We start from the raw sequence: 25,555 nt of genomic DNA, 5'->3' as shown, positions 1-25,555 counted from the left end.
TCCTTCTTTTGTCCCGATCCCCGTGAAACACTGGTCCCCCGAGCGCCTCGGCGTCGTCCTCGCCGTGCTCGCCGCCTTCGGCTTTTCCTTCAAGGCCATCCTGATCAAGCTGGCCTATGCCGTGCCGATGGCGGTGCCGGTCGACCCGGTGACGCTGCTCTCGCTGCGCATGTCGTTCTCCCTGCCGGTCTTCCTGTGGGTCGCGCTGCGCGCGGGCCGCTCGGCGCCGCCGCTGACCCGGCGCGACTGGGGCATGCTGCTGGTGCTCGGGCTGGTCGGATACTACGGGGCCAGCCTGTTCGACTTCCTCGGCCTGCAGTACATCTCCGCCGGCCTCGAACGGCTGATCCTGTTCACCTATCCGACGCTGACCATCCTGATCGGCGTCGTGTTCATGGGCCGGCCGCTGCAGCGCAACGAGCTGTATTCGCTGCTGTTCTCCTACGCCGGCATCGGGCTGGCCTTCGCGCACGACCTGGAGCTTTCGGGCGACACGCGCCACGTGCTGATCGGCGGCACCTTCGTCTTCGCCTCGTCGCTGACCTACGCGCTGTATCTGTCGGGCAGCGCGCCGATGATCCGGCGCCTCGGGGCGATGCGCTTCACCGCGCTGGTGATGACCGTCTCCACCGTGGCGGCGCAGGCGCATTTCTTCGCCAGCCAGCCGCTGGCGGCGTATCGGCTGCCGCTGCGCATGTATACCTACGTGGTGGCCATCGTGGCGTTTTCGACCGTGCTGCCGATGTTCATGCAGTCGGCGTCGATCGCGCGCATCGGCGCGGCGCGTTCGGTGCTGATCGGCACCATCGGCCCGGTGCTGACCATCTTTTTCGGCTGGTGGATTCTCGGCGAGCCGATGTCGCTGGCGCAGGCGGCCGGCACCGGGCTGGTGCTGGCCGGGGTGCTGCTGGTCAGCCGTTCTTCGGCGCCGGCGGGGCCTCGACGGTCAGCGTGACGCGCTGGCGCTCCGCGTCGGCGTAGAGCACCAGGGTGCGCGACTTGATGTCCACCACGCGCACGACGCCGGCCCATTCCCTGGCGTCGGGCAGGATGCGGGCGAGGCGGTTGGGCTGGCGCCGGATCGCCTTCTCGTTGATCCGGTTGCCTTCTTCCTTCGGGAAGAGGGCGAAGTACAGCATGTCGGCCTCGACCAGTTCGTTGATGAAATGCGTGCCGAGCGAGACGTCCGGGACCAGCGTGTCGTGCATGGCGACGATCTCGCACAGCGCGGTGACGTTATTGATGTCGGCGAAGGACACCGGGATGCCGAGCCAGATGTCCCGCGATCCCCAGCGGCCGGGGCCGAGCAGGAGCACGGTGCGCCCCGCGCTGGCCCGGTTGATGCGGCCGACGATGCGCGCGACGGCCAGCCGCCCTTCCTGGCCGAGCCGGCCGTACAGCTCCGGCGTGACGTAAACGATGCGGTCGGGGCGGATCACGCGGCTGGGGCCGATGACCGCACCCTGCGCGGCGATCAGGCTCGGCGCGTAGGCCGGCGGCTCGGCCCGCGCGGCGCCGTCCGAACCGCGCACCTGCATGGGGCGGCATTGCAGGAGATTGATGCGGAGATTGGCGCCGTCCAGCACGTTGAGCGCGAATTCGATCTCCACCGGATGGTTGTAAGCGGATTGCAGGCAGTCGAGCAGCACGCGCAGGTGCTCGACGAAGGCGGTGTTCCCGAGCAGGCCGTCGAAGGTCAGGAACGGCGGCCGGTCGGGCTGCTCGCGGCGGGTGAACAGGTCGAGCGGGAAATCCTCCTGGTCCGCCGTCAGCGCGGCGAACGGGCCGGTGACGACGCGGTTGTCCTCCAGGTCGAGGGTGTCCATCCGCCGCTGCGCGTAGCGGGCGATCGCGCCGAAGGTCGTCTCGGGGCGCAGTTCGGGCTCGTTGAGCGCGATCAGGCGCGTGTAGTCGTCGTCCGCGCGGTCCACCGCGCGCGTGCCGAGCCCGGCCACCAGGCGGACGACGCCGGCCCGCATGTCGATGCGCGGGTGCCAGCGGAAGGGGTTGAACGACATGCCGACGCCGGCCGCGTGCGGGTGGAAGTAGCGATGGCCGGCGGTGCCCGAGACGCGCATGATCAGCAGCGCCATCTGTTCGTGGGCGTCGAGCAGGCCGCGCCGCTGGCGGTAGCGCAGCGCGCCTTCGGACAGCGCGCTGGCGTAGACCCGGCGCACCGCGTCGAGCAGGCTCTCCAGGCGTTCTCCGCGCGGCCCGCGATTGGCGCAGAAGACGCTCTCGTACTGGCCGGCGAAGGCGTTGCCGTACTGGTCTTCGAGCCGCGAGCTGGAGCGCACGATGAACGGCCATTCGCCGAAGTAGTCGAGCATGCCTTCGAACTGGCGCAGCGTCTGGCTGGTGAACGTGCCCCGCATGATGCGCGCGTGCGCCTCGTCGAGCTGGTGCAGGAAGGTGGCCGGGTCGCGCTGCTGCCGGCGGAGCCACCAGACGCCGTTGCGCACCAGGAAGGTGTCGAAGACTTCGGTGCCGACGTAGAAGGAATCGTGCGCTTCGAGCCGCGCATGCAGCGCCGGGGCGTCGCGCCGCAGGACGGCGCGCGCCAGCAGCATGCCCAGCGCCTTGCCGCCGACGCTGCCGATGCCGATCATGCGTTCGCGCACGGCGAGCAGGTCGTCGAGCGTCAGGTAGCGGCGGATCAGCGGCGACATGGCCGGGTCGTCCGGGAAGAGCAGCCGGGCGAGGCAGGCGAACCACTCGTCTTCCGCGGCCGGGTCGGGCGCGCCGGCGCGGCGGGCATCGGCCACGGCGCGCGCCGCGGCGAAATGGCGCTGCCAATGGTCGGTGCGCAGGTCGTCCTGCAGGCCGCGCCAGCCGGAGCCGGCCAGGATTTCGGAGACGGTGCCGCTGTCGGTCACCGGCCGGAAATGGTCGCCGTCCTCCCAGGCGTGGATCAGGTTCATCGCCGCCGCCGAGCGGTGCTGCACCTTGACCGGCCGGACGTAGAGCCGCTCGCGGCAGTGGAACACGTCGAGCAGGAACTGCGTCGTCTCGGTGATCATCCCGAGCGCCGACGCCGCGTGCGTGTTCCGGAAGATGCCGAAGTAGGTCACGGTGTCCAGGTCGAACAGCCGGGGGCAGGTCAGGCGGAAGAAATTGCCCATCATGCGGTCCGACTGCCACGCTTCCGCCAGGTCGGACAGGCAGTCGAAGACGTACATCGTCTCCGGCCCGGCGGCCTCGATCACCGAGTGCACCTGATCGACGAAGGCGTCGAACCCGTCGGCCGGGCGCGGGTGGTGGATTTCCGCGCCGGAGTCCTCTTCGAGCAGCGGCCAGTGTTCGGCGAAGCGGAAGTAGATCAGGCGCCGCTGCCGCGCCAGGGCGGCCTCGACGTAGCGCGCCACCAGGGCGGCGTATTCGTCGAGCGACTGGATCTGCCAGACGATGTTGTCCCCGCGCCGCACGCCGCGCAGCACGGCGTCGAGTTCGGGCAGTCCCGTGGTCGGAGAAAAATCGGTGGTGTCGGCTGCCATGGCGTGTTACCCGGTCGGGCGGCGTTCGGTGCGCGCTGCGCGCCGATGATAGCGCGAACCCGGCATGGCAACGCTCCCGATCTCCGTTTTCCGGCGGTGAAGTGCCCAAAAAGGTGCATACGCACCTTTTTGGTGCAATTATTGTGCAGAAAATTATGACTTTCCGATGAAGTTGTGGTTTTTGGACAACATTGTTCCTTTTTATGCACAACTTATGTGCTTTAGGAACGAAGATGCCCCACTCTAGTGGCAGAATCGGGACTCCAAAAATTTTGACCCTATGGAGATAAGTCATGAAATACAAGTCACTCGAAGATTTTCTGGAAGGAGTCCGCCAGAGCAGCGACCATCAGCCGGAGTACCTGCAGGCGGTCACCGAAGTCATGGAAAGCATCTGGCCGTTCGTGCAGAAGAATCCGCACTACGCCGAGCATGCGCTGCTCGAACGCCTGCTGATGCCGGAACGCATGATCATCTGCCGCGTGGCCTGGGTGGACGACAAGGGCGAAGTGCAGGTGAACCGCGGCTACCGCGTCCAGCACAGCTCGGCGATCGGCCCGTACAAGGGCGGCATGCGCTTCCACCCGTCGGTCAACCTGTCGATCATGAAATTCCTGGCGCTCGAACAGACCTTCAAGAACTCGCTGACCATGCTGCCGATGGGCGGCGGCAAGGGCGGCTCGAACTTCGATCCGAAGGGCAAGAGCGACGGTGAGATCATGCGCTTCTGCCAGGCCTTCATGACCGAGATGTTCCGCCACCTGGGCTCCGACACGGACGTGCCGGCCGGCGACATCGGCGTCGGCGCGCGCGAGATCGGCTACATGACCGGCATGATGAAGAAGCTGAGCAACAAGACCGACTGCGTGTTCACCGGCAAGGGCCTGTCCTACGGCGGTTCGCTGATCCGTCCGGAAGCGACGGGCTACGGCGTCGTCTATTTCGCGCAGGAAATGCTGCTGCAGCGCGGACGCACCTTCGACGGCCTGCGCGTCTCGGTGTCGGGCTCGGGCAACGTCGCGCAGTTCGCCATCGAGAAGGCCATGGCGCTCGGCGCCAAGGTGGTCACGGTGTCCGATTCGGGCGGCACGGTGGTGGACGAGAAGGGGTTCACCCCCGACAAGCTGGCCACGCTCATGCAGATCAAGAACGTCGAGTACGGCCGCATCAGCGAGTACGCCGGGTGGGTCGGCGCCGAGTACCACCCCGGCATCCGGCCGTGGGCGGTGCCGGTCGATCTGGCGCTGCCCTGCGCCACGCAGAACGAGATCGACGAGAGCGACGCCGCCGCGCTGATCAAGAATGGCGTCATCGCCGTGTGCGAAGGCTCCAACATGCCGAGCACGATCGAGGCGACCAAGCTGTTCGAGCACAACAACGTGCTGTTCGCGCCGGGCAAGGCCAGCAACGCCGGCGGCGTGGCCACCTCGGGCCTGGAGATGAGCCAGAACGCGATGCGCCTTGCCTGGAAGCGCGAGGAGGTCGACCAGCGCCTGCACGGCATCATGCACAAGATCCACGAGGAGTGCCTGCTGCACGGCCGCCGGCCGGACGGCACGGTCAGCTACGTGCACGGCGCCAACATCGTGGGCTTCACCAAGGTCGCCGACGCGATGATCGCGCAGGGAATCATCTAAGGCGCGCCCGCCCGATCGGCGCGGGAATCCGGCCGGCGGACGCCTCCAGGCCGCCGGCCGGGCGGGAAACACCCGACTACGACGTCGCGCACCGGAGCACCGGCCGGATGGATGCCCGGCCGGCAGGTAATGGGAACGTTTGAGGGAGAACCGCATGACAACGATCGCCTTGCCGTCCGGGACGGTATACGTCAAGTATTCCGTCATCACCCACCTCTTCGCCAGGGCCATGTGCTCGCCCGCGCCGCATGGCGACCCCCGCTCCGCCTACGCCACGGCCTACGGCGCCGTGGACCGCAAGCTGGCGCGCGCGGTCGAGCTCGGGGACCTGCGCGCCCGGGACCCGCTCACCCTCGCTCCGCACAGCTACCCGGTCGGTGACGCCCTGCGCGAGGCGGTCATCCTGGTCAACGACCTGCGCGAGTATTCGGCGCGCCACGGACTGCCCGAGATCGAGCCGGACGCCGGTTCGCACTGCCGCGGCAACTGAGACGGACCGCCGCAGCGGTTTCCTGTTGGCGGAGGCGGCCGCCCAGGCCTGACCCGCCTTTTCCTTTTCCATCGTTCGCCCGAAACGGCCGGCGCGGCCGGCCTTGCCGGGGCGACGAGCTTGACGGTCTCCTTTTCGAAAGCGCGGAGGTTCTTGTCATTGGACGATGCCGGGGGCAGAATCGGGCTTGGCAACGGTATTGCCGGAGGGGCGGCAAAAGCCGTCAAAGAAGTCCGGATAACGACAAGATGAACACGCAGACCGGAACCGAGGTAGCACAGCCGTCGTACGATGCGTCGTATGTGCGCGCGATCACGACCATGGGTGACTCGCGCAACGTGGTCACCAACCAGCCGATTTTCACGAAAAACAGGATCAAGCTGGTCGACCCCGGCACGAAGGTCAACTCGTCGATGTTCGAGCGGCTGGTCCGGCACAAGCTGATCCCCAGGATCGATCAGTGCCTGACCGTGGAGGACGGGATCACCTCCGACCACCTGCGGGCCTATGCCGAGGAGCTGCTCGACAACGACGCCGCGATGTACATGCTGCGCCAGGACGAGCGGTACAGGTCGCGCGTCCTGCGCGCCATCTCCGGCATCCACCTGGCGCCGCCGCTCGCCTTCAAGCTGACGGTGGCGCATTGCCAGCGGCCGGAAGTCTTCGACCACTCGCTGCGCGTGACGCTGGTGGCCGTCTATATCGCCCTGAAGGCCTACTTCCATTCCGAAAAGGAACTCGTCGATCTGGCGACGGCCGCCGTATTCCACGATCTGGGCATACTGCACGTCGCTCCCGACCTGCTGAAACCCGGGCGCGTCCTCGACAAATCGGAACGGCACCACCTGTATGCGCATCCGATCACCGCGTATCTGATTCTCCGCGACTTCCCCGAATACCACCCGAAGATCAGCAAGGCCGTCTTCGAACACCACGAGCGCCTGGACGGCAGCGGCTATCCGCGCGGCCTGAAGAACGGCGAGATTTCCCTCACCGCGCAGGTCCTGATGCTGGCCGAGGTGGCCAACACGATTTTCGAGCGGACTCCGGCCTCGCAAGGCCTCACCCGCTTCTCCGTGCTGCTCCGCCTGAATCACAACAAATTCAATCGCAAGCTGAGCGACCAGCTGATTACGCTGATCCAGCAGATGGCGCTCGACCAGCCGTGCATCGACGAAGAGTCGGCCGCCATGGCCTCGACCCTGTACATCGAATCCCAACTGGGCGGCGTCGTGGAAATCTTCCGGGACTGGCAGACCGTCGCGGACGCGGTGAACGGCAACTCCGGCAAGGAAGCCGCCTGCCCCGTGCTCACCCTGATCCACGAACGCATCCAGTCCCTGGTGCGCGACCTGCAGGACGCCGGCTTCGATCTGGAAGCCCCCGCCTCCCTGGTCGCCATCCTGCGGGACGATCTCCGGGCGCTGGTGGAACTCGACACCCTGCTCCACGAAACCCGCTGGCAACTGCGCGAAATCGTGCATGAAGCCTATCGGCTGGCCACGGAAATCGCGGAGTCCGGCCGGGAGATCCAGCTGCACGTGCTCGAATGGCTGGGCCTGACCGATCAAAAGCTGGTCGCGCAGGCCGCCGAGCACGGCGGAAAAATCGGACCGCAGGATGAAAGAGCCGGCGCGGGCGTGGTCTGCTCAGCCTAGCGCGACATCGAGAATCATCATCACCGAGAAACCGGTCATGGTCGCCATGGTCACGATGTCGATGTGCGCGTCCACCCGCTGCGACTCCGGGATCAATTCCTCGACGACCACGAAGATCATGGCGCCCGCGGCAAAACACAGCGCGTAGGGCAAGACGCTTTGCATGTGGATCACGAACATGGCGCCGAGCACGCCCGCGACCGGCTCGACCAGTCCCGAGGCCTGCCCCATCATAAAGCTCTTCATCCGCCCCATGCCCTCCCGGCGCAGCGGCAGCGATACCGCGGCGCCTTCCGGGAAATTCTGCAGGCCGATGCCGATGGCCAGGGCGATGGCGCCGCCCATCGTCGCGGAAGGCAGATCGGCGGCCACGGCCCCGAAGGCGACGCCCACGGCCAGCCCTTCGGGAATGTTGTGCAGCGTGATCGCCAGCACCAGCAGCGTGCTCCGCTGCCAGGACGTCTTGATCCCTTCGCGCTGGCTCATCTCCAGGCCGGGATGAAGGTGCGGCAGGAGGCTGTCCGTCAGCCGCATGAAAATCCCGCCGCCCATGAAGCCGAGCAGCGCCGTCAGCCACGGCGTACCGCCCAGCTGCTCGGCCATCTCGATGCCCGGCGCCAGCAGCGACCAGAAGCTGGCGGCGATCATGACTCCGGCCGCGAAGCCGAGCATGCAGTCCATGAGCTTGGGTTCCACCCTCTTCACGAAGAAAACCAGCGCCGCGCCGGCCGCCGTGACACCCCATGTGAATAACGTGGCAAGAAACGCCTGAGTGACCGGGCTGTACAGTTGAAGTTGGTCCGCCATCGCTTTTCCTTTCCGCTCGACGAAGCCGTAGACAACGAAATGTCTTGATGGACTCCTGGCGCCGTGAATCGGATGGCTGGCTTCGATCCGACTTGGTTTCGGGAATCGCGGTTCGGACGCGGGTCTGTCCCTTTCATCGCCGTATCGCGGGCTCCGCGCCTGGGCGCCGCCTCCATTTGATCGGCAGAAAACTATCCGTGACGGATAAATATTCCCTCTCTTTTTTGGTCCGTCAGGCCAATGTTATTGCCTCCGGCGCTCCCTATAATTTTGCTCGCAATAAGGAATAGTTTCATTTTCTACCGGGCAGGCGCCCTGGCCGTGCCATGAAGAATCGGTGCACTTGTTTTTATCCGGCATGGACAAACGGGTCTTCCAGAAAAATTTGAATTGCAAGGGGAGTTCATGGAAAACGGAATCTTGTGGAAAAAAGGGGACTGGGCGGCTTTCTTCGGTCTGCTCGTCAATAATCTGACCAACCTGCTGACCATGATCGCGCTTTTGCTTTTCGTGGTCGGCCTGCCCAAGGACATGGTCTATGGGCGCATCGCGCCGGCCTTCGGCCTGGCGGTGTTCGCGGCCAGCATGTTCTACGGCTATTTCGCCATTCACCTGGCCAAGGCGAGCGGGCGCACCGACGTCACCGCCCTGCCGTCGGGGCCGAGCGCGCCGTCCATCTTCACCGTGACCTTCCTGGTCCTGCTGCCGGTCTACCAGACCACGAAGAACGCGGAATTCGCCTTCCAGATCGCGCTGGTCTGGTGTTTCCTGGAAGCGATGATCCTGGTGGTCGGCTCCTTCCTGGGCGAAAAAATCCGGACCATGATCCCGCGCACGGTGCTTCTGTCCTGCCTGGCCGGCCTCGGGCTGATGCTGCTGGCCATGAACCCGATGCTGCAATCCTTCCAGGCGCCGACGGTCGCCTTCGTGGTGCTGGCCATCATCCTGATGAACTGGTTCGGGCGCGCGCCCTTTCTCGCCAGGATACCGACGGGGCTCCTGCTGATCGTCGTCGGCTCGGCGCTGGCCTGGCTGTTCGGCCTGCAAAACCCCGAGGAAATCACCAAGGCGATGAACAACTTCGGCTTCAATCCGCCCGGCGTGCACGTCAACGACTTCCTCAGCGGCCTGCCGAACGCCTTGCCGTACCTCGCCTCCGCGGTGCCGCTGGGGCTGGCGAACTACATCTTCGACCTGGAGAACATCGAGAGCGCGCATGCGGCGGGCGACGCCTATCCGACCCGCAAAGTCATGTTCGCCAACGGCATTTCGTCCATCCTCGGCTGCTTCTGCGGCAACCCCTTCCCGGTCACGGTCTACGTCGGCCACCCCGGCTGGAAAGCCCTGGGCGCGAGCATCGGCTACACCATGGCCACGGGCACGGCCATGCTGCTCATTTCGCTCTTCGGCGCCGGCGCCTTCCTGCTGGCGGTGATTCCGATCTACGCGCTGGCGCCGATCCTGATTTTCATCGGCATCGTGACCTGCAACCAGGTGGTGCGCGAGACGCCGAAGAACGAGGTGCCGGTCATCTTCATCTGCTTCTTCCCCTGGATCGCCAACTGGTGCCTGACGCTCATCAACAACGCCCTGGGCGTGGCCGGGACCAGCGCGGCGAAACTGGGCTTCGACATGCTGGAGAAGAAAGGCGTCTATTACATGGGCCTGCTGCACCTGGGCAACGGCGCGCCGATTGCCAGCATGCTGTGGGGCTGCATCGCCATCTTCGCCATCCGCAACGACATGATGAAAGCCGCCATTTCGGCCGCCGTGGCCCTGCTGCTGGTGCTTTTCGGCTTCATCCACACGCCCACCGTCGGTTTCGCGCAACCGCTCGCGATGAAGTTCGTCTATGCGTACGGGATGCTCGTCGCGCTTTTCCTCTATCGCGCGCTGGTCGAGAAGACCGAACCCATCAAAGACTGACGCAAGGAGTAAAACGAAATGAGGGATCAGAATGTGCGCAACCTCGCGCTGCACGCCGCGTGCGAGGCGGGCGACGCCGCCCGGGCGGCCGCGTTGCTGGCCGAAGGCGCCAGCGTTTCCTGGAAGGACGGCGGCGGCCGCACGGCGCTGATGATCGCCACCCAGAAGAACGATCTGGCGCTGGCCAGGACGCTGGTCAACGCCGGCAGCGACGTCAATGAGCGCGACGTCACCCTGCTCAGCCCCTACCTGTGCTCCGGCGCCAACGGCTTCCACGAGCTCATGGCCCTCTATCTCGCGCACGGCGCCGACGTGAAGAGCGTCAACCGCTTCGGCGGCACGGTGCTGCTGCCGTCGAGCGAAAAGGGCTACCTGAAGACCGTACAGGTCGCGCTGAGAAGCGGCGTCCCGGTCAACCACGCCAACCATCTCGGCTGGTCCGCCCTGCTCGAAGCGGTGATCCTCGGCGACGGGGGCTATCTCTACGCCGACATCGTCTCGGCCCTGGTCAACGCCGGCGCCGACGTCGATCTGCAGGACCGGGACGGCAAATCCTCGCTCGATCATGCGCGGGCGCTCGGGCAGGAGCACGTCGTGCGCATCCTGAACAGGGAAAAGGGCGAACCCGGCGGGCAGGCCGGCGCCGTGGCGGCGGCCCGCGCAAAGATCTTCGCCGACGACTACGCGGGCGCGCTGGCCGATCTCGACCAGATCCTCGCGCAGGACGCCAAGGACCCGGCGGCCTGGTATTACAAGGGGTATTGCCTGCAGTCGGCGAAGCGCCTCGACGAAGCCCTCGCAGCCTACCGGCAGGGGCTGGACAGGAATCCGGGGCAGATCGAGTTCTACTTCTACACGGCCAATTGCCTGCGCCTGATGAAAAAGCCCGACGAGGCGCTGGCCGAATACGCGCAGGCCGTCGCCGCCCGGCCGGCGTACCCGATCTACCGCTACCACATGTCGAACTACCTGCGCGAGCTGGGACGCCACGTCGAAGCGGTGGCCGTGATGGATACGCTGCTGTCCTACGACCCGGCGCGCTACGACTATGCCTTCCACAAGGCGAACAGCCTGCGCTCGCTCGGCCAGCACGAGGCGGCGATCGTGGCGATCGAGATCGCGATCCGCAGCGACGCGACGAATCCGCTGTACCTCCTGCACAAGTGCCAGTCGCTGGCGCTGCTGAAACGCTTCGACGAGGCGCTGTGCGTCATCGAGGCGGCGGTGCGCCTGGCTCCGGAAGGTGCCGACTGCCTGAACGAGCGGGCCGCGGTGCTCATCGCGCTCGGACGCAAGGCCGAGGCCCGCGCGTCGATCGAAAAAGTGCTCGGCAAGGACCCGCGCAATGCCCGCGCCCGGGCGCTGCAAGCGTCGCTTGCCTGAACGATGTCATGTAAAGGAGATGAATATGACCGTTAAAGTCATCATCAAGAAGAATACGTATCACGACTCCGTGTCGCTGATGGTCCTGAGCGCGAAGGCCAACACCCTGCCGGACGTGAAGCAGGCCGTGGTGGCCATGGGGACCGACCTGAACAAGGAAGTCATCCGCAACATCGGCCTAATGACCGACGAGATCGAGGCGGCCGGCACGGGCGACCTGCTGATCGTCGTCGAAACCGGCAGTTCCGACTCCTGCGCGCAGGCCGTGCGGGACATCGAGGCGCTGTTCGACAAGAAGAGCGAGGGCGCGAAAAGCGGGCCGATCAACTATGCGACGACCGATTCCGCGATCGCCAACGTGCCCGGTGCCAACCTGGCCATCATTTCCGTTCCCGGCGAGTTCGCCGCGCGCGAGGCCAGAAAGGCGCTCGACAAGAACGTCAACGTGATGATCTTCAGCGACAACGTCAGCATCGAGGACGAGATCGCCCTGAAGCAGTACGCGCACGGGAAAGGGCTGCTGGTAATGGGGCCCGACTGCGGCACGGCCTACATAGGCGGCAAGGCGCTCTGCTTCGCCAACATCATCCGCGAGGGCAACATCGGCATCGTCGGCGCCTCGGGCACGGGGAGCCAGGAAGTCGCGGCGCGCATCCACGATTTCGGCGGCGGCATCACCCAGATCATCGGCGTCGGCGGCCGCGACCTGCACGAACGGGTCGGCGGGATCATGATGATCGACGGCATCCGCCTGCTGGAGCAGGACCCGGCCACGCAGATCATCGTGCTCGTTTCCAAGAAGCCCGCGCCGTCGGTCGAAGCCAAGGTGCTCGGCGAAATCAAGAATTGCAGGAAACCCGTGCTGGTCTGCTTCCTCGGCGGCGACAAGGCCACGATCGAGGCGGCCGGCGGCATCTACGGCAAGACGACCAAGGAAACCGCCTTGCAGGCGGTCATCCTGGGCGGCAAGCCCGAGGGGGAAATCAACAAGCGCGCGCTGAACCTGCCGCTGATCGCGGAGGTCAGGGCCAAGCTGCAGCCCGAGCAGAAGTACATCCGTGCGCTGCTTTGCGGCGGCACGCTGTGCGAGGAAATGATGCTCCTGGCCAAGGAGACCTTGCCGGAGGTGTATTCCAACATCGCCAAGGACCCGGCCCATCGCATGCGCGACATCCACGTCAGCGAAGGGCACTGCTTCATCGATTTCGGCGACGACGAATTCACGCGCGGCCGGCCGCACCCGATGATCGATCCTTCGCTGCGCACGGCGCGCTTCGTCGAAGAGGCGAAAAAGCCGGAGGTCGGCGTCATCATCCTCGATTTCATCCTGGGCTACGGCGCTCACGCCGACCCGGTCGGCATGCTCCTGCCCGCGATTCGCGAGGCCAAGGAGCACGCGGCGCGCGCCGGGCGCCACCTGGAGATTCTCGGCTACGTCCTGGGCACCGATCTCGATCCGCAGGATTACGCCGGACAAATCAAGAAGCTGGTCGATGCCGGCGTGACGCACGCCAGCAGTTGCACGAACTCGGGGCTCCTGGCTCGTGGCTTTGTCGCAAAGGGGGAATGAAATGGACGACAGAAAATCGATCTTCTCTGAACTGAATGTCATCAACGTCGGGATCTCCCTCTTCCGGGACGACCTCGCGGCGCAGCGCGTCCCGGTGACGCACGTCGACTGGATGCCACCCGGCGGCGGCAAGCCCGCGATCGTCAAGGCGCTCGATTACCTCACCGACGCCGCGCGCGCCGAAAAAATCGCCCAGGCCAACGCCCTGGCCGTCGAGCGCATCGTCAAGTCGCACCCGGTGCTGACCGGCTTCGGCCGCGCCCTGGACGTCGTTCCGGGGATGACCAGGAAAACCATCCTGCACGCGGGACCGCCGATCACCTGGGAACGCATGTGCGGCGCCATGAAGGGCGCCGTCACCGGCGCCATCGTTTTCGAAGGGCTGGCCCGGAACATCAAGGAAGCGGAGGAAGTCGCGGCCTCCGGCGAGATCACCTTTTCCCCCTGCCACGAGCACGCCTGCGTCGGCTCGATGGCCGGCGTGACCTCGGCCTCGATGTTCATGCACGTCGTCGAGAACAAGACGTATGGCAACGTCGCCTACACCAACCTGAGCGAACAGCTCGCCAGGATTCTGCGCATGGGGGCCAACGACGAAACCGTGATCGCCCGCCTGAACTGGATGCGCGACGTGTTCGGCCCGATCCTCTCCGAAGCCATGAAGCTGGCCAAGGAAATCGACCTGCGCCTGCTCCTGTCGCAGGCCCTGCACATGGGCGACGAGTGCCACAACCGCAACAACGCCGGTACGAGCCTGCTCGTCCAGGCGCTCACGCCCTACATCGTCGAGACCTCCTTCTCCACCCGGGAGAAGCGCGAGCTCTTCGATTTCGTCGCCAGCAGCGATTATTTCTCCGGCCCCACCTGGATGGCGCTGTGCAAGTGCGCGATGGACGCGGCGCACGGCATCGAGAACAGCACGGTGGTGACCACCATGTGCCGGAACGGCGTCGAGTTCGGCGTGCGCGTCAGCGGCATGCCGGGCAACACCTGGTTCACCGGTCCCGCGCAGCGCGTCGTCGGACCGCTCTTCGCCGGCTACAAGCCGGAAGATTCCGGCCTGGACATCGGCGACAGCGCGATCACCGAAACCTTCGGCATCGGCGCCTTCGCCATGGCGGCCGCGCCGGCGATCGTGGCCATCGTCGGCGGCACGGTCCAGGAAGCCATCGAATACTCCGTCAAGATGCGCGAGATCACTCTGGGGGAAAATCCCAACGTCACGATCCCGCTGCTGGATTTCCGCGGGGTTTCGACGGGCATCGACGTGCTGAAAGTGGTCGAGACGGGCATTCTGCCGGTCATCAATACCGCGATCGCGCACAAGGAGGCCGGCATCGGCATGATCGGCGCCGGCATCACCTTCCCGCCCGCGGAGTGTTTCGACAAGGCGATCCTCGCCTTGGCGGAAAACATCCAGTAAACCAGGACGCGGGATGGCGGGCGCCACCGTCCGGTCGAGGCGGCGCGCTCGTCATGCGCGGCGGATGGCCGCGCGGGGAGGCGCGGACGGCGCCGAAGCCCGTATGCAACCTTGCAGCAACCGATAATCGGCAGGAGGATCGATGACAACCCATTCTCGTAAGAATCCCCTGGTCGTCGTGGCCATCGGCGGCAATGCCCTGCTCCGCGAGGACCAGAAAGGAACCATCGCCGAGCAGAGCGCGAACGTGGAAACGTGCTCCGAATGCCTGGTCAAGATCGTCAGCGCCGGCTTCCAGCTGGTCCTGACGCACGGCAACGGCCCCCAGGTCGGCCTGATCATGCTGCGCGACTCCTACCCCGGCGCCGTGATACCGCCGATGCCCCTGTACATCTACAACGCGGAATCGCAAGGGCAGATCGGCTTCCAGTTGATGAACAGCCTGTCCAACAAGCTTGCGCGCAAAGGGCTGCGGAACTCCATCGCCACGGTGTTGACGCGCGTGGTGGTCGACGCCGCCGACCCCGGACTCAAGAAGCCGACCAAGCCGGTCGGCCCGTTCTACAGCATCGAAGTGATCGACACGCTGGCCAAGGCCCTGGGCTTCAACTACATCGAAGACAGCGGCCGGGGGTATCGCAAGGTCGTCGCTTCGCCCAAGCCGGTCGAGATCGTCGAAATCGACCTGATCCGGGAGATTCTCGCCACGGGCCGATCCGTCATCGCGGCGGGCGGCGGCGGCATCCCGGTGGTCAGGAAGGAGGGCGGGCTCCTGGAGGGAATCGACGCGGTCATCGACAAGGACCTTTCGTCGGCCATGCTGGCGGAATGCGTGCAGGCGGATACCCTGATGATCTTGACCGCCGTGGAGCAGGTGGCCGTCAATTTCGGCAAGCCGGACATGCGCAAGCTGGGCAGGATAAGCGTCGCGGAGGCCAAGCGTTATTTCGCCGAGGGACATTTCCCGCCGGGAAGCATGGGGCCGAAAATGGCCGCGGCCATCAACTTCGTCGAACGCAGCGGCGGCAAGGCGATCATCACCCGCCTCGAAAAGGCGACCGAAGCCCTGGCCGGCGAAACGGGAACGACGATCTGCCCCTGATCGGCCTGCCGGGCCGCCGCGCGAGGCCGGCCCGGCTATCCTGCGGGGAGGCCGCGCTTTCCTTGCGCCGAAAGCGCGTCGTCGAGCCGCGCGCCGCACAGCACGCCCGCCAGAATGTCGCGCCCCGACGTCGAGCCGATGCGCATGACCCGCGACAGGACGGCATCGTCCAGCGGAACGTCCTCGTCGAACAGGTTGTCCAGCAGGTCGACGATGGACTGCCGGACCCTGCCCCGGGCCGAGGTCTTCAACGCCGCCAGGCTGATCGGGTGGGTCAGCGGCGCGGCCCGTTCAAGGATGTCTCCGCAGATGCGGCGCAAGCGCCGGGCGGGACTGCCCTCGATGTTCAACACGGCAAAGAGGCCGGTCAGGAAATCGTCGCCCGAGGGCGTCAGGCCGGGCCCCAATCCGATCATTCCGACCGCGCACTCCGTGGCGCCCGGCAAATCGTCGTGCAGCAGGAGATGCAGCAGCCGCTCCGCCTTCTCCCGCAGCATCGCCTCGACGGCCTGCTGGTATCGGCCCGCGCCCGCCGGCGGCGAAACCGCTTCTGCCTGCAGCGCGCGTTCCATGCGGGCGATTTTCCCGGGCAGATTGGAAAGGCGCGCGGGATACGCGGGCAGCCGGCATTCCCAAGGAAGCGCCTGGGAGTAGCGCACGTGCATCCCCGAGGAAAAACACAGCAGCGATTTTTCCGGAAGGCTGAAGCATGGATCGCCGGCGACAAACCAGTCCGTACCCAATTCATCCGCGGCAAGACGCAGCGTATTGGGCGCATCGTCGCAGCGGCGGCAGGCCAGGGTATGCAGTTCCCCGTGTCCATCCTCGATATTGACCACCTGCTTGAAGACGCTATGCACGCCGCCGCGGAATCCGTCGGCGCGCAGCCGCTCGAGAAATGCCGCGTCTCCTGAGATAACGCTTTGTATTTCTGATGATTCTTCGTCAAGCATCGGATTGAACCCGTATTAGAATGGGGCTGGAAAAACTCTGATTATATTGGTGGGGCGAAACACGAAATGAAACAATTCTGCGTGGCGGATCTTCTGAAACTGCCCCTTTTCGAAGACGCGCGTCTCATGTGCGGCAAGAAGGGGCTGGAGAACCCGATTACGGGGATCAACATCATCGAAGCCCCCGACGTCGCCCAGTGGATTCAGGGCGGCGAGGTCTTATTGACCAACCTGTATTCCTTGAAGGCCCTGGAGCCTTTGCCGGCGTTCGTCAAGGCGCTGGCCAAGAAAGGGTTGGGCGCGCTGATCGTCAAGGTGGGCGTTTTCGTCGATGCCATTCCTCCGGAATTGATCCGCGCCGCCGAACGCTACCATCTGCCGATCATCGAGGTCAGCCGCGACACGCTTTACCGCGACATCGCTTTCGCCGTTACGGCGAGGCTGCTCGACGAACGCTTCGCGCTGTTCAAATACATCGAGGAAGCGCACGAGCGATTCGTGCAGTTGTCGATCCTGGGCGCGGGAACCCAGGAAATCGTCGAGGCGCTCGCGCAGTTCATAGAGAATCCGGTCGTCATTTACGACCGGGACTACATCCCTATCCGCGCCTCTTCCCCGCGATTTTTATCGGCACGATTCGTCGATCGGCCGACGGACAAAAAGCCCGCATCGCATTTCGAAGGCCAGATCGAACTGGACAATGATGAGCGGCTGAAACAGATCGTCTTCCCCGTCGAAATCGTCGGACACGTGCGCCTCAGTCTGGCGGCAGTCTGCATCAACCATGAACTGACGGGAATGCAGCACATCGCCGTCAAGAACGCCATCAATGCCCTGGTCATCGAATTGATCAAGCAGCAGGCCGTCGGCGAAGTGGAAAAGCGTTTTCACAGCGACGTGCTGAGCGATCTCCTGAGCGGCAACGCCACCTCGCTTTCCAGCGTTCTGGAACGGGCCAGCCTGCTGCAGTGGGATCTGAAAAAGCCCCATGCCGTGATTTCCTTTGCGCTCTCCGACAAGACATTCTCACTGGCGCAAAAGGGACTCGACGGAGAACGGCGGGCCTACGATCGCCTCTACGAAATGCTGAGCGCGCAGTTTCCCCACTGCCCGATCCAGGTGCGTACGGACAAGCTGATCATGCTCTGGCCGCTGGACGATTCGAGCGACAAGAAATGGCTCGCCAAGGTGCGCGCTCCCCTGGAGAAAATCGGGCTGAAGTGGGAAAAGCAGGGTAAGGCGGCGCTGTACATGGGCATCGGCAACATGGCCAACGAGCCCGTCAACCTGGCACGCAGTTTCCAGGAGGCGGAAGACACCCTGCGCATCGCCAAGAGCATGTCCTTCGCGCACCAGGTCAACGCCTACCAGGATCTCGGTGTCTATCGCCTGCTGCTGCAACTGGCGGGCCGGCAGAGCCTCGCCGAATTCATACCGAAGGCGTTCGGACAGCTCACGCTCGTCAAGCAGGGCGGACCGACGTTGATGAAGACCTTGAAAACCTACCTGCAGTGCGACAGGAACATGAGCAGCACGGCGAAAAATCTGTTCGTACACGTCAAGACCGTCGCCTATCGGATCGAACGCATCAAGAAACTGACGGGACTCTCCCTGACGGACCCCGACGAAATCCTGCACTTGCAAATCGGCCTGAAAATCCTGAGCTTGCTCGATGCGGAAAAAGCGCCTCTACGGGGAGCGTTCTGAGACAAGCACCGAGCTCGTTACGCGAAGGGCATGGCTGGTCTCAGGAAATGCTGGGGGTGAAGATCGGGATTGATGAATCCAGCGCCAGGGTGCGGATCAGGCGGTAAGAACTAGGTGTGCATGAACCGCCGTTGCCGACGGTGAGATTGATTGCGAACGCCCTGAATGCCCCTGTTGCTCACCTATACTGCGACGACGACAGTACTGCGGAACTGCTCTTGAAGCTGCATAGCCTAGATGGGAGAGCGAGGGAGGCGCAGGTAAGGGCGTTTCTGGCTGCATTAGCCTGACGTGCCTTGACTTAGGCGGCGTTCTGGCTACTGGAGTAATGTTGATGCCGTTGACCGCTTCGGGGAGAGTCGTGATGGGATGGGGCGAGCTTACGCTTCAATGGCTGCAGGGTGCAAAAGAGCTAGCATTCATTGTCTCCGCAATTGCTATTCCAGTCATTGTTGCAAAGATCGGCGGTGACGTGAATTCGGCAATGAAAGAATCAGAGAACCGGATTCGATATGTCGAGTTGGCTATCACTCAATTACGCAGTTCTCCGTCTCCAGAGACTGCGGCATTGCGGGATTGGGCAGTGGAACTGCTCGATACGCAGTCACCAGTCAAGCTCTCAACAGAAGCAAAAGCACAATTGAAATCCAAGGCCTTGGCGCCACCTGTTTCAGCGGTAGCGCCTGGAGGCGTCGGTGTGTCGGTTGGGTCAGGTTCGGGTGGTGACGCCTGTGCAAAGTAGGATTGTCTGTGGTTCTGAATTGATCTGATGATTCGGGGTTATGCGTGATCTGCTATGCCCCTAGTCAAGCCACCTTCGCAGGCCGGACAAGCCTGCCGCACCAAACCCGCTTTCACCAAAGGAAAACGGGGCTCCCTTCCGAAAGCCCGTTCGCAGCCTCCTCAACATACCCGGCCAAAGCTACTTCCAGCCGAGCCTCCGGCATATCTCAAGCACCAAACCCGACTGGTTCATGGCATTTCTTTCGGAGCGCCTGCAGCCCTATTATTCCCTACAAACTATGGCAGATTTTATGCGGACATCGTCATCACCCACCAATTTCCCAACCGGAAAATGAATGCTGCGCCCACCGTGACCTAGCCAAAATGTTTTCGTTAGGATGCGCATAGATTTCCGCCCCATCACCCACCCAACCACCCACCTTTCAGTGAGTGGCGGAGTCGTGGTGAAGGCTTAGATTTTGCCCGGTTTCAGGATGGTGCGCTGACTTTTTTCAGTTCGTTCCACGTGTCGCCCATGGCGTCGGCCGCTGCATCAGCCGCTGCCAGCAGGGTATCGTCGGCAAGGTGCGAATAGCGTGCTGTCTGATTGATGTTCGCATGGCCGAGCGCTCGGCTGACTACGAAGAGGGAATACCCGGCATTCACAAGGTTGCTGGCGAATGTGTGTCGGAGGTCGTGAATCCGGACATCCTTCAAGCCTGCCCGGCGGCACGCGGTGTGCCACGGCTCATGGAAATCCCGAAAGGGCTTGCGCGTCTTCGGATTGGGCAGGACATAGGGGCAGCCGTCCCAACGCGGGAGTACCTTGAGCAGTTCCACGGCTTCAATCGAGAGCGGCACATAGCGCGTCTTGCCGGACTTGGAGAGCGGTATTGTCCAGATGCGGCGCGTCAGGTCCATATGAGCCCATTGGGCGTTCAACAACTCCGATTTCCGGCAACCGAGCATCAAGAGCAGCGCAACAATAAACTTAAGCTGCGTGTTCGCGCTCTTTTCCACCGCGCTGCGCAAACGCTGGATTTCCTCCTGGGTCAGGAAGCGCTCACGCCCTTGGACGGGATATTGCTTCACGCCGGCGGCAGGATTGAACTCTGCTCCCGGAATGCCCCGCTTCTTGGCAACGTTATACATGTAGCGGATTTGGACGACGAACTTGTTCGCGGTTCCTGCGGCATACCCGGCCTCCCGCATCGACTGCTGGGCATAGATCACCTCCTCTTGGGTCAGTTCGTCCAGGTGCTTGGACCCGAATCGGGGCAGGAGATGGGTTAGGTTAAAGCTGTAGTCGGACTCCATATTGCGGCGGTAGCTTTGCAGGTACGGCAGATAGGTATCGCGGTAGAACTCGGCAATGGTGGGGATGGAACGTTTGATCTTCTTCTCTTCGGCGGGATTCCCGCCCAGAACGACTTGGGAACGCAACCGTTGGGCCGCTGTGCGTGCCTTATCAAAGCTGATGGATTGGGCGTCGCCGATCTTTTTCTGGCGTTGGCGGCCATGTGCATCGCGGTAACGAAGATAGTAGGTTTTTCCTCCGGTGCTGCGGGCTTCAAGGACAAAGCCCTTGATGTGGGTATCGAAGAAATCGATGCGGCTCTTTCCTTCCGGACATTTTGCGTTGCGGACGACGGCCGCGTCGAGGTGGATGATCGGCATGCGGGTACTCCTTTATGCGTGTATTGAGCAATCGGCCCGGTGAATCACCGGGATGACCCCACGGGCCGGTTGTCGGTACTGCGAGTTTATTGATGCGGAAGTGCGTTATCGGCTGCTGGCGCGCAACTGCCGGCGGGCGGCCGGGGGTGGTCCAAAAATGTCCCGAGAGGGCACCGCCTGGGGCCGCAGGGGCACGACGGGCGGGGCCGGATGGGGGCGTCATAGGGGCGTCTCAAGCGGCCGAGGCGCGAGAAGCGCAGCAGCCACCCCGGAAGTCTCGAAATACCCGACGAACCCGTCGCCGCCGGAGCAATACCGCTGCAGGTGGGCGTCGAGTCGTCGGGTGCGTCGATTCTGCCGGTCGGGCTACCTCAAACTGTCAGGCGGGGCCACTTCGGTCAGCTCCTGGTATAGACGCTAGCCGTGGTCTTCATGAGTCCTCCTTGGTTAGCGTCACTACACGTTCTTTGCCACGCGAGAGCTCGATCCGGATTCCCTGGGACAGTAAGCCCGCCTGCAATGGGCCAATACGTTTGGACAGGGCAATAGCGTTCTGCGGCCAGTCGCGAGAAAATCCAGAGCCATGACTGGTACAGATGTTCAGCCTCGCCAGAAAATCTGCCGGTGTTCCCGACCAAGCATTCTCTTCGAGTGCTTCTGCGAACTCGATGATTGCGGCCGCCAGCGGATTGTCCATCAGCGTGTCGAGTTGGCCTTGCTGCAATATTTCGCTGTAAAGTCGTTGATACGGGTTTATTCCTGCAGGCACGCCATCAACCCTTTCCATAGCGGCGAGCCATTGGGAGAATTCAATCATCCGCTCGGGGTTCGTTGCTTCGGCATGGGGCAATTGTTCAAATACTTTCGCTATCAGGTCAAACAGGCCACGCATGATTTTCGGCATGTCGGCCTCCAATTCCGCCATGAGAGCTTCCTCGGTCTTGCGCTTTGACGGATCGATTGGTCGCAGGGAGATCGGCAGACACCGCTGTGCCAAATCCGGCTGTCCGATAAAGGAGTGAATCCCGTTGAGAATCAGCGCAACATGCAAGGAAATCGCCTGTTGAGCATCGTCGGTGTATAACTGGCGCGAGGTGATTGTGCCGCCCGTCGAGGCGATACACAGGTGATCGGCCATCTCCGATTTGAACGACCTCAAGTTGTCGAACGCAAGGACATGGGCACTCTGCCCAGCGATCGCCAGGTCTTTTTCGTTGCGCGGAAAAGTCTGGACGCCAAAGGCGCTCGGATCGATGAGCCGCAGCAGTAGCCTGGACAAGCTTGATTTCCCGCTGCCTTCGTTTCCATTCAGCACCAAGAAAACGTACTTGCTGGAAGGCACCTTGGGGTGGGCGAGCGTGTAGGTGATCCAGGCGATCAGCATCAACTGCTCAGGAGCGCCCACATTCAAGTATTTTCTCAGAAGATCGACATCACCCTCGGCTGCCGGCATAACCATCGGCTGGATGTTCGGTGTCCTCTGAAACACAACATCTGACCCAACGAACGGAATCTCGACGCGGCCGGCCGTGATACGCACCCGCGTATGGTTTTCGTCGCCCAGGTCAAGTTCGATCCCGCCCTCGCTCTTGGCCACTCGGTACCAGACGTCTTGGGGTTTTCCGTACTGTTCTGCGTGCGCCTCAAGTTGTTGATTGACTTCATCGATCTGTCTCGGCTGCAACGATTTTCCCTTCTGAGCGGCGCACGTCGTAATAATCGCGTTGAGTCTTTTGGAGCCGATGGGCAAAGCAACGGAGTTTCCTGCGTGCTGCACCACCGCATACGCTTTTCCTGCGGGGTTCCTGACCAGCTTCAGTTGGTCATGGAGATCGTATGGCAACACCTCAGCCGTTGCCGTTTTCGGGCGGGATGGGGCAGCCGAGTCCTTCCCTTGCGCAACAGGGAGCTGATCCTGGTTTTTCGGGATATCGCCCACCCTTGGAGATGAGTGGGCTTTCTGCGGGGTGGTATCGGGCGTGGCGGGAATGTCCGCCTTGGGTTTGCCGGGAATCTTAAAATGCAAGGTCCCGGGTTTGGGACGGGTCACTGCCGGTGCTACATTGTGTTGCGTGGTATCGGATTGATTTTCCAACGTCGCCTCTCCTTTCATAAAGTTAGTGGGGCGACGCGAATACTGAAGGGGAGGCTATCCCCCCTCGCAAGTATCCCCCTTCAACTATTTGGGGGGATACCCTCTGCGAGTTGCTGGGATTTCCGTAAATTGCCCCACGCCTTGTTGAATGCCTTGTCTGAAGGAAACAGCAAACTTGGTATTCCCAATGCCTTTCGCGCCGTCGCCTTGGCTCCCGGCGCATTGGGTTGCCACTTGGGCAGCTTCATTGGGTCAAAGCCTAGTTCGCGGAGTTTTTCGAGAATCGCGGCCTCCTGCTGCTGTGTTTTTGTTCTCGGTTGTTTCAAGCTGCGTTGATTTGTAGCGCCGGTAACCTTATCTTCTCCCAGGATGCCGAATCCAAACGTGATCCTGGCCCAGGTATCCAGGCTTGGCAGGGTGATATGCCGGACTCCCGTCTGTCCGGTCAGTACGGGGTCGAGCTTGAGTTTGGAGTTGGAGCGCGCCAGTTCCTGCTGAATTGCCATTTTGTAACGCACCATTTTTTCAACAATACTATCCAATTGAGATATTTTCTCCTCCCGCCTCTGTGCTTCGCCAAAGTCGCCGGAAACGACTGCCCCTACGAATTTAGCCCTAGTCTGCTCTCTCTCCTCACCAATAAGCTCTAGCGCCGAACATGGCAATGCCAGGAGGTCGGGTAACTGGGAAATGTCGATGGAACCGTCATTGGATATCCGGACGTAAGGTTTCCGCACGGCATTCCGCATCCATCCGAGCAGCATGGCGGATGCTTCTTCTTCTGTACAACTGCCCCGATCGTCGTATCCGACCTCGTCCTCTGGATTGATCATTGTGCTTGTCCTCTTGAACGTTCAGGGGAGTCCCGGTAGCTCCTGAACTGAAACGCGATATGGGTTTGGGAGAAGAGGATTGTATCTGAGAGGACTTTTGACTGCGCTCGGGCCGCATCTCGCGTACCTCATTGGCACAAATGAATACGGCACTCGACGCACCCGACGACTCGACGCCGTGAGGAAAAATGAGCAACTGGGGTTTGTGGCGTCAGATGCGTCGGATCACTGGCGCTATGGTGTGTGGAAAGGGGTGAGGAGCTGCTCGGTAGCTTCACGCTCGACGGCCAACTCGCCCGCCGGGAAAAGTCCACTCTTCCCACCCAGGTAGAAAAGGTAGATTTTTTGGGAAGGTACCCGGCGGCAGCGCATGGATTCACTCCATTTCGATTCGGCACAGAAAATTGCCAATTTGGGAAGCGATCGTTCAACGTGCAGCCTGAAAGCCGGTTGTTGTGGACATCCCACTCGAAGCGATGCCTGGGGTCACTAAGCGATGAACATTTACTGCTCCCAGCCGACCACAGCCTCAAAATTTAACGGTCAAGACGATCTCGGGACGCTTACGTTAAAGCCACATTGTTGGATTGAATACTTGTTAGTCATGAAAGAAAAATTCTCGATAGACCGGGGCTTTACGGTTTGATGATGCTGCCTATCTTTTGCGGCGACGAATCACACTCATACCGGTGATGCCAAGGCCCAAAAGAGCAAGACTGGCTGGCTCAGGAACTGAGTTGTTACTCTGATTATTTTCAAAATCATAGGTAACAGTCATCGTTCCGCTTACGGTGTTGGTGAAGTCATAAAAATCAAAACCAATGCCACTCATTGACGTAAGCGTATCAAAGAACATGAGCTTATTTTGATAGGAAGCGCTTGGCAAAAAATTGGTTAAAGACCCTGTTATCGATATTGGAGATGTATGGCTAGCGTCAGATGAGACAAGAAAAAACGAGCTTGAACCAGATTTGTCAAAAGAGAGGGTGTAATTGAATGTGTCATCAAATTGGTAACTCGATCCCACTCCAGTAACACCCATATGACTGAATATTGCTGGCGTATCGAATTGAAAATATTGATTGTTAGCCCCAACAAATTTCTGATTGTCATAAGATACGAACGGGAGTATTTGATAGCCCCCTGCTCCATCCGAAATGAGATTGGCTCTAATGATTGTTGATAACGTGCCTGCGATGGATATGTTTACCGAGTTAAGTGAGCCTAGTGATGTATCAAACGGATTGACACTAATAAAAGCGACTTGTGATGGGGCAGCAGAAGTAGCGGTTGTGGTGAATGAGTAATTACTAATTAGCTGGGTTGCGAGTGCTTGCCCCGTACCCCATATGAGCGTCAAGGCAAATAGGCTCAACCTAATTTTTTTCATTTTGTGCTCCCTATACTCAATTGATGGAAGATGTCATATGCAAGCAATAATTGATCCAGAACAACATAACTATATGTAATTATTAAATATTTATTGTTTCGTTTTTCTTTATTCTTGATATGTGTAAGATTTTTCGACACGCCTTTGAGAGACTGGATTGTGCTTTCAAAGCCGTTATCGGTGTAAGCGGTCGGCCAGTACCGTCTGTTAAGTCAATCGACGTTTGCTGAAGATCATGCTTGGATGTGAACCAAAGCCCCGATCACCGTTCCATCTTTTGAGTTGGCCTTCTATTCGCATACGAAAGGGAGATTGGAAGAATTATCAGTCAGAACGGTCAGTATCGCCCCGTTCCGGACCCTCAAGAAAAGGCAAAGCAGCCGTTCATGAACGTCTGAATTCGCCGGCCTTGCGCGGCTTTATGCGCACGGTCTGGTGGAATGATGGGTTGGGCTCGGGTGCTCACCGGCGCCACCAAACAAGCTCTTTGCGCGAAGCATTCCAGTAGAAGTGGAATGAATCACAGCTACCGTCGGTAACTGAGAATGCTGAACAGCCCTTTACTTCCTTGCACCCAGGGAGATCGCCGATCTCTTCGTCGGAGCAAGCGAGTGATGATGTTTCAAGACGTACAGGAGTTGAGCAGAAGGAATTTTGGCTGTGCCTTCCCAGGGGGAACTGCATTGT

The 25,555-nt window shown here is 61.8% G+C and carries 18 protein-coding genes; 11 read left to right on the top strand and 7 right to left on the bottom strand.

Annotation, left to right across the window (positions count from 1 at the left end):
* Positions 1-22 precede the first annotated feature (22 nt).
* Positions 23-955, top strand: coding sequence for a DMT family transporter (locus tag QM701_RS12650; protein WP_415167408.1), 933 nt, complete (start codon positions 23-25; stop codon positions 953-955).
* Here QM701_RS12650 and QM701_RS12645 read toward each other — a convergent pair.
* On the bottom strand, positions 912-3,494 hold the full coding sequence (locus tag QM701_RS12645) for a PEP/pyruvate-binding domain-containing protein (protein WP_415167407.1): 2,583 nt from the start codon (positions 3,492-3,494) through the stop codon (positions 912-914). The genes QM701_RS12650 and QM701_RS12645 overlap by 44 nt on opposite strands.
* Before the next feature lie 293 nt (positions 3,495-3,787).
* Here QM701_RS12645 and gdhA point away from each other — a divergent pair, with 293 nt between their 5' ends.
* The 3 genes from gdhA to QM701_RS12630 all read left to right on the top strand — a co-directional run bounded on the left by gdhA (position 3,788) and on the right by QM701_RS12630 (position 7,279).
* Positions 3,788-5,131 (top strand): NADP-specific glutamate dehydrogenase, encoded by a 1,344-nt coding sequence (gene gdhA / locus QM701_RS12640; protein WP_415167406.1) that lies wholly within the window; start codon positions 3,788-3,790, stop codon positions 5,129-5,131.
* A gap of 154 nt (positions 5,132-5,285) precedes the next feature.
* A complete protein-coding gene (locus QM701_RS12635; RefSeq protein ID WP_415167405.1) occupies positions 5,286-5,621 on the top strand; it encodes a hypothetical protein in 336 nt (111 codons plus the stop codon).
* Positions 5,622-5,869: 248 nt separating this feature from the next.
* Positions 5,870-7,279 (top strand): HD-GYP domain-containing protein, encoded by a 1,410-nt coding sequence (locus tag QM701_RS12630; protein ID WP_415167404.1) that lies wholly within the window; start codon positions 5,870-5,872, stop codon positions 7,277-7,279.
* On the opposite strand, the gene QM701_RS12625 is transcribed toward QM701_RS12630, so the two are convergent.
* The gene (locus QM701_RS12625) at positions 7,271-8,086 is read right to left on the bottom strand and encodes a ZIP family metal transporter (protein ID WP_415167403.1); all 816 of its coding nucleotides are present in this window, start codon (positions 8,084-8,086) and stop codon (positions 7,271-7,273) included. The two genes, QM701_RS12630 and QM701_RS12625, sit on opposite strands and share 9 nt — an antisense overlap.
* 405 nt (positions 8,087-8,491) lie before the next feature.
* On the opposite strand from QM701_RS12625, the gene QM701_RS12620 reads away from it, so the two are divergent.
* From QM701_RS12620 to arcC, 5 genes are all read left to right on the top strand, one after another.
* Complete coding sequence (locus QM701_RS12620; protein ID WP_415167402.1) at positions 8,492-10,012, top strand: hypothetical protein; 1,521 nt, start codon at positions 8,492-8,494, stop codon at positions 10,010-10,012.
* Positions 10,013-10,030: 18 nt separating this feature from the next.
* Positions 10,031-11,395, top strand: a complete 1,365-nt coding sequence (locus QM701_RS12615) for a tetratricopeptide repeat protein (RefSeq protein WP_415167401.1) — start codon at positions 10,031-10,033, stop codon at positions 11,393-11,395.
* Between the two features lie 25 nt (positions 11,396-11,420).
* Positions 11,421-12,965 (top strand): acyl-CoA synthetase FdrA, encoded by a 1,545-nt coding sequence (fdrA, locus tag QM701_RS12610; protein WP_415167400.1) that lies wholly within the window; start codon positions 11,421-11,423, stop codon positions 12,963-12,965.
* Position 12,966: 1 nt separating this feature from the next.
* The gene (locus tag QM701_RS12605) at positions 12,967-14,388 is read left to right on the top strand and encodes a DUF1116 domain-containing protein (RefSeq protein ID WP_415167399.1); all 1,422 of its coding nucleotides are present in this window, start codon (positions 12,967-12,969) and stop codon (positions 14,386-14,388) included.
* A gap of 142 nt (positions 14,389-14,530) precedes the next feature.
* Positions 14,531-15,490 (top strand): carbamate kinase, encoded by a 960-nt coding sequence (gene arcC, locus QM701_RS12600; RefSeq protein ID WP_415167398.1) that lies wholly within the window; start codon positions 14,531-14,533, stop codon positions 15,488-15,490.
* Positions 15,491-15,525: 35 nt separating this feature from the next.
* Here the strand turns inward: arcC and QM701_RS12595 are convergent, their stop codons facing one another.
* Positions 15,526-16,443, bottom strand: a complete 918-nt coding sequence (locus QM701_RS12595) for a DUF2877 domain-containing protein (RefSeq protein WP_415167397.1) — start codon at positions 16,441-16,443, stop codon at positions 15,526-15,528.
* Positions 16,444-16,509: 66 nt separating this feature from the next.
* On the opposite strand from QM701_RS12595, the gene QM701_RS12590 reads away from it, so the two are divergent.
* Both QM701_RS12590 and QM701_RS12585 read left to right on the top strand, forming a co-directional pair.
* Positions 16,510-18,150, top strand: a complete 1,641-nt coding sequence (locus QM701_RS12590; RefSeq protein WP_415167396.1) for a PucR family transcriptional regulator — start codon at positions 16,510-16,512, stop codon at positions 18,148-18,150.
* 364 nt (positions 18,151-18,514) lie between these two features.
* A complete protein-coding gene (locus QM701_RS12585; RefSeq protein WP_415167395.1) occupies positions 18,515-18,892 on the top strand; it encodes a hypothetical protein in 378 nt (125 codons plus the stop codon).
* Between the two features lie 470 nt (positions 18,893-19,362).
* Here QM701_RS12585 and QM701_RS12580 read toward each other — a convergent pair whose 3' ends face one another.
* The 4 genes from QM701_RS12580 to QM701_RS12565 form a co-directional block, all read right to left on the bottom strand.
* Positions 19,363-20,550: a tyrosine-type recombinase/integrase gene (locus QM701_RS12580; protein ID WP_415167394.1), complete on the bottom strand. Its 1,188-nt coding sequence runs from the start codon at positions 20,548-20,550 to the stop codon at positions 19,363-19,365.
* A 430-nt stretch (positions 20,551-20,980) separates the two neighbouring features.
* Positions 20,981-22,645, bottom strand: a complete 1,665-nt coding sequence (locus QM701_RS12575) for a hypothetical protein (protein WP_415167393.1) — start codon at positions 22,643-22,645, stop codon at positions 20,981-20,983.
* 80 nt (positions 22,646-22,725) lie between these two features.
* Positions 22,726-23,478, bottom strand: coding sequence for a hypothetical protein (locus tag QM701_RS12570; protein WP_415167392.1), 753 nt, complete (start codon positions 23,476-23,478; stop codon positions 22,726-22,728).
* A 655-nt stretch (positions 23,479-24,133) separates the two neighbouring features.
* Positions 24,134-24,868 (bottom strand): PEP-CTERM sorting domain-containing protein, encoded by a 735-nt coding sequence (locus tag QM701_RS12565; RefSeq protein ID WP_415167391.1) that lies wholly within the window; start codon positions 24,866-24,868, stop codon positions 24,134-24,136.
* Positions 24,869-25,555: the final 687 nt, after the last annotated feature.

The organism is Propionivibrio sp. (assembly GCF_047602565.1).
GTDB lineage: Bacteria > Pseudomonadota > Gammaproteobacteria > Burkholderiales > Rhodocyclaceae > Propionivibrio.
This window is presented reverse-complemented; position numbering and strand designations above follow the sequence as displayed.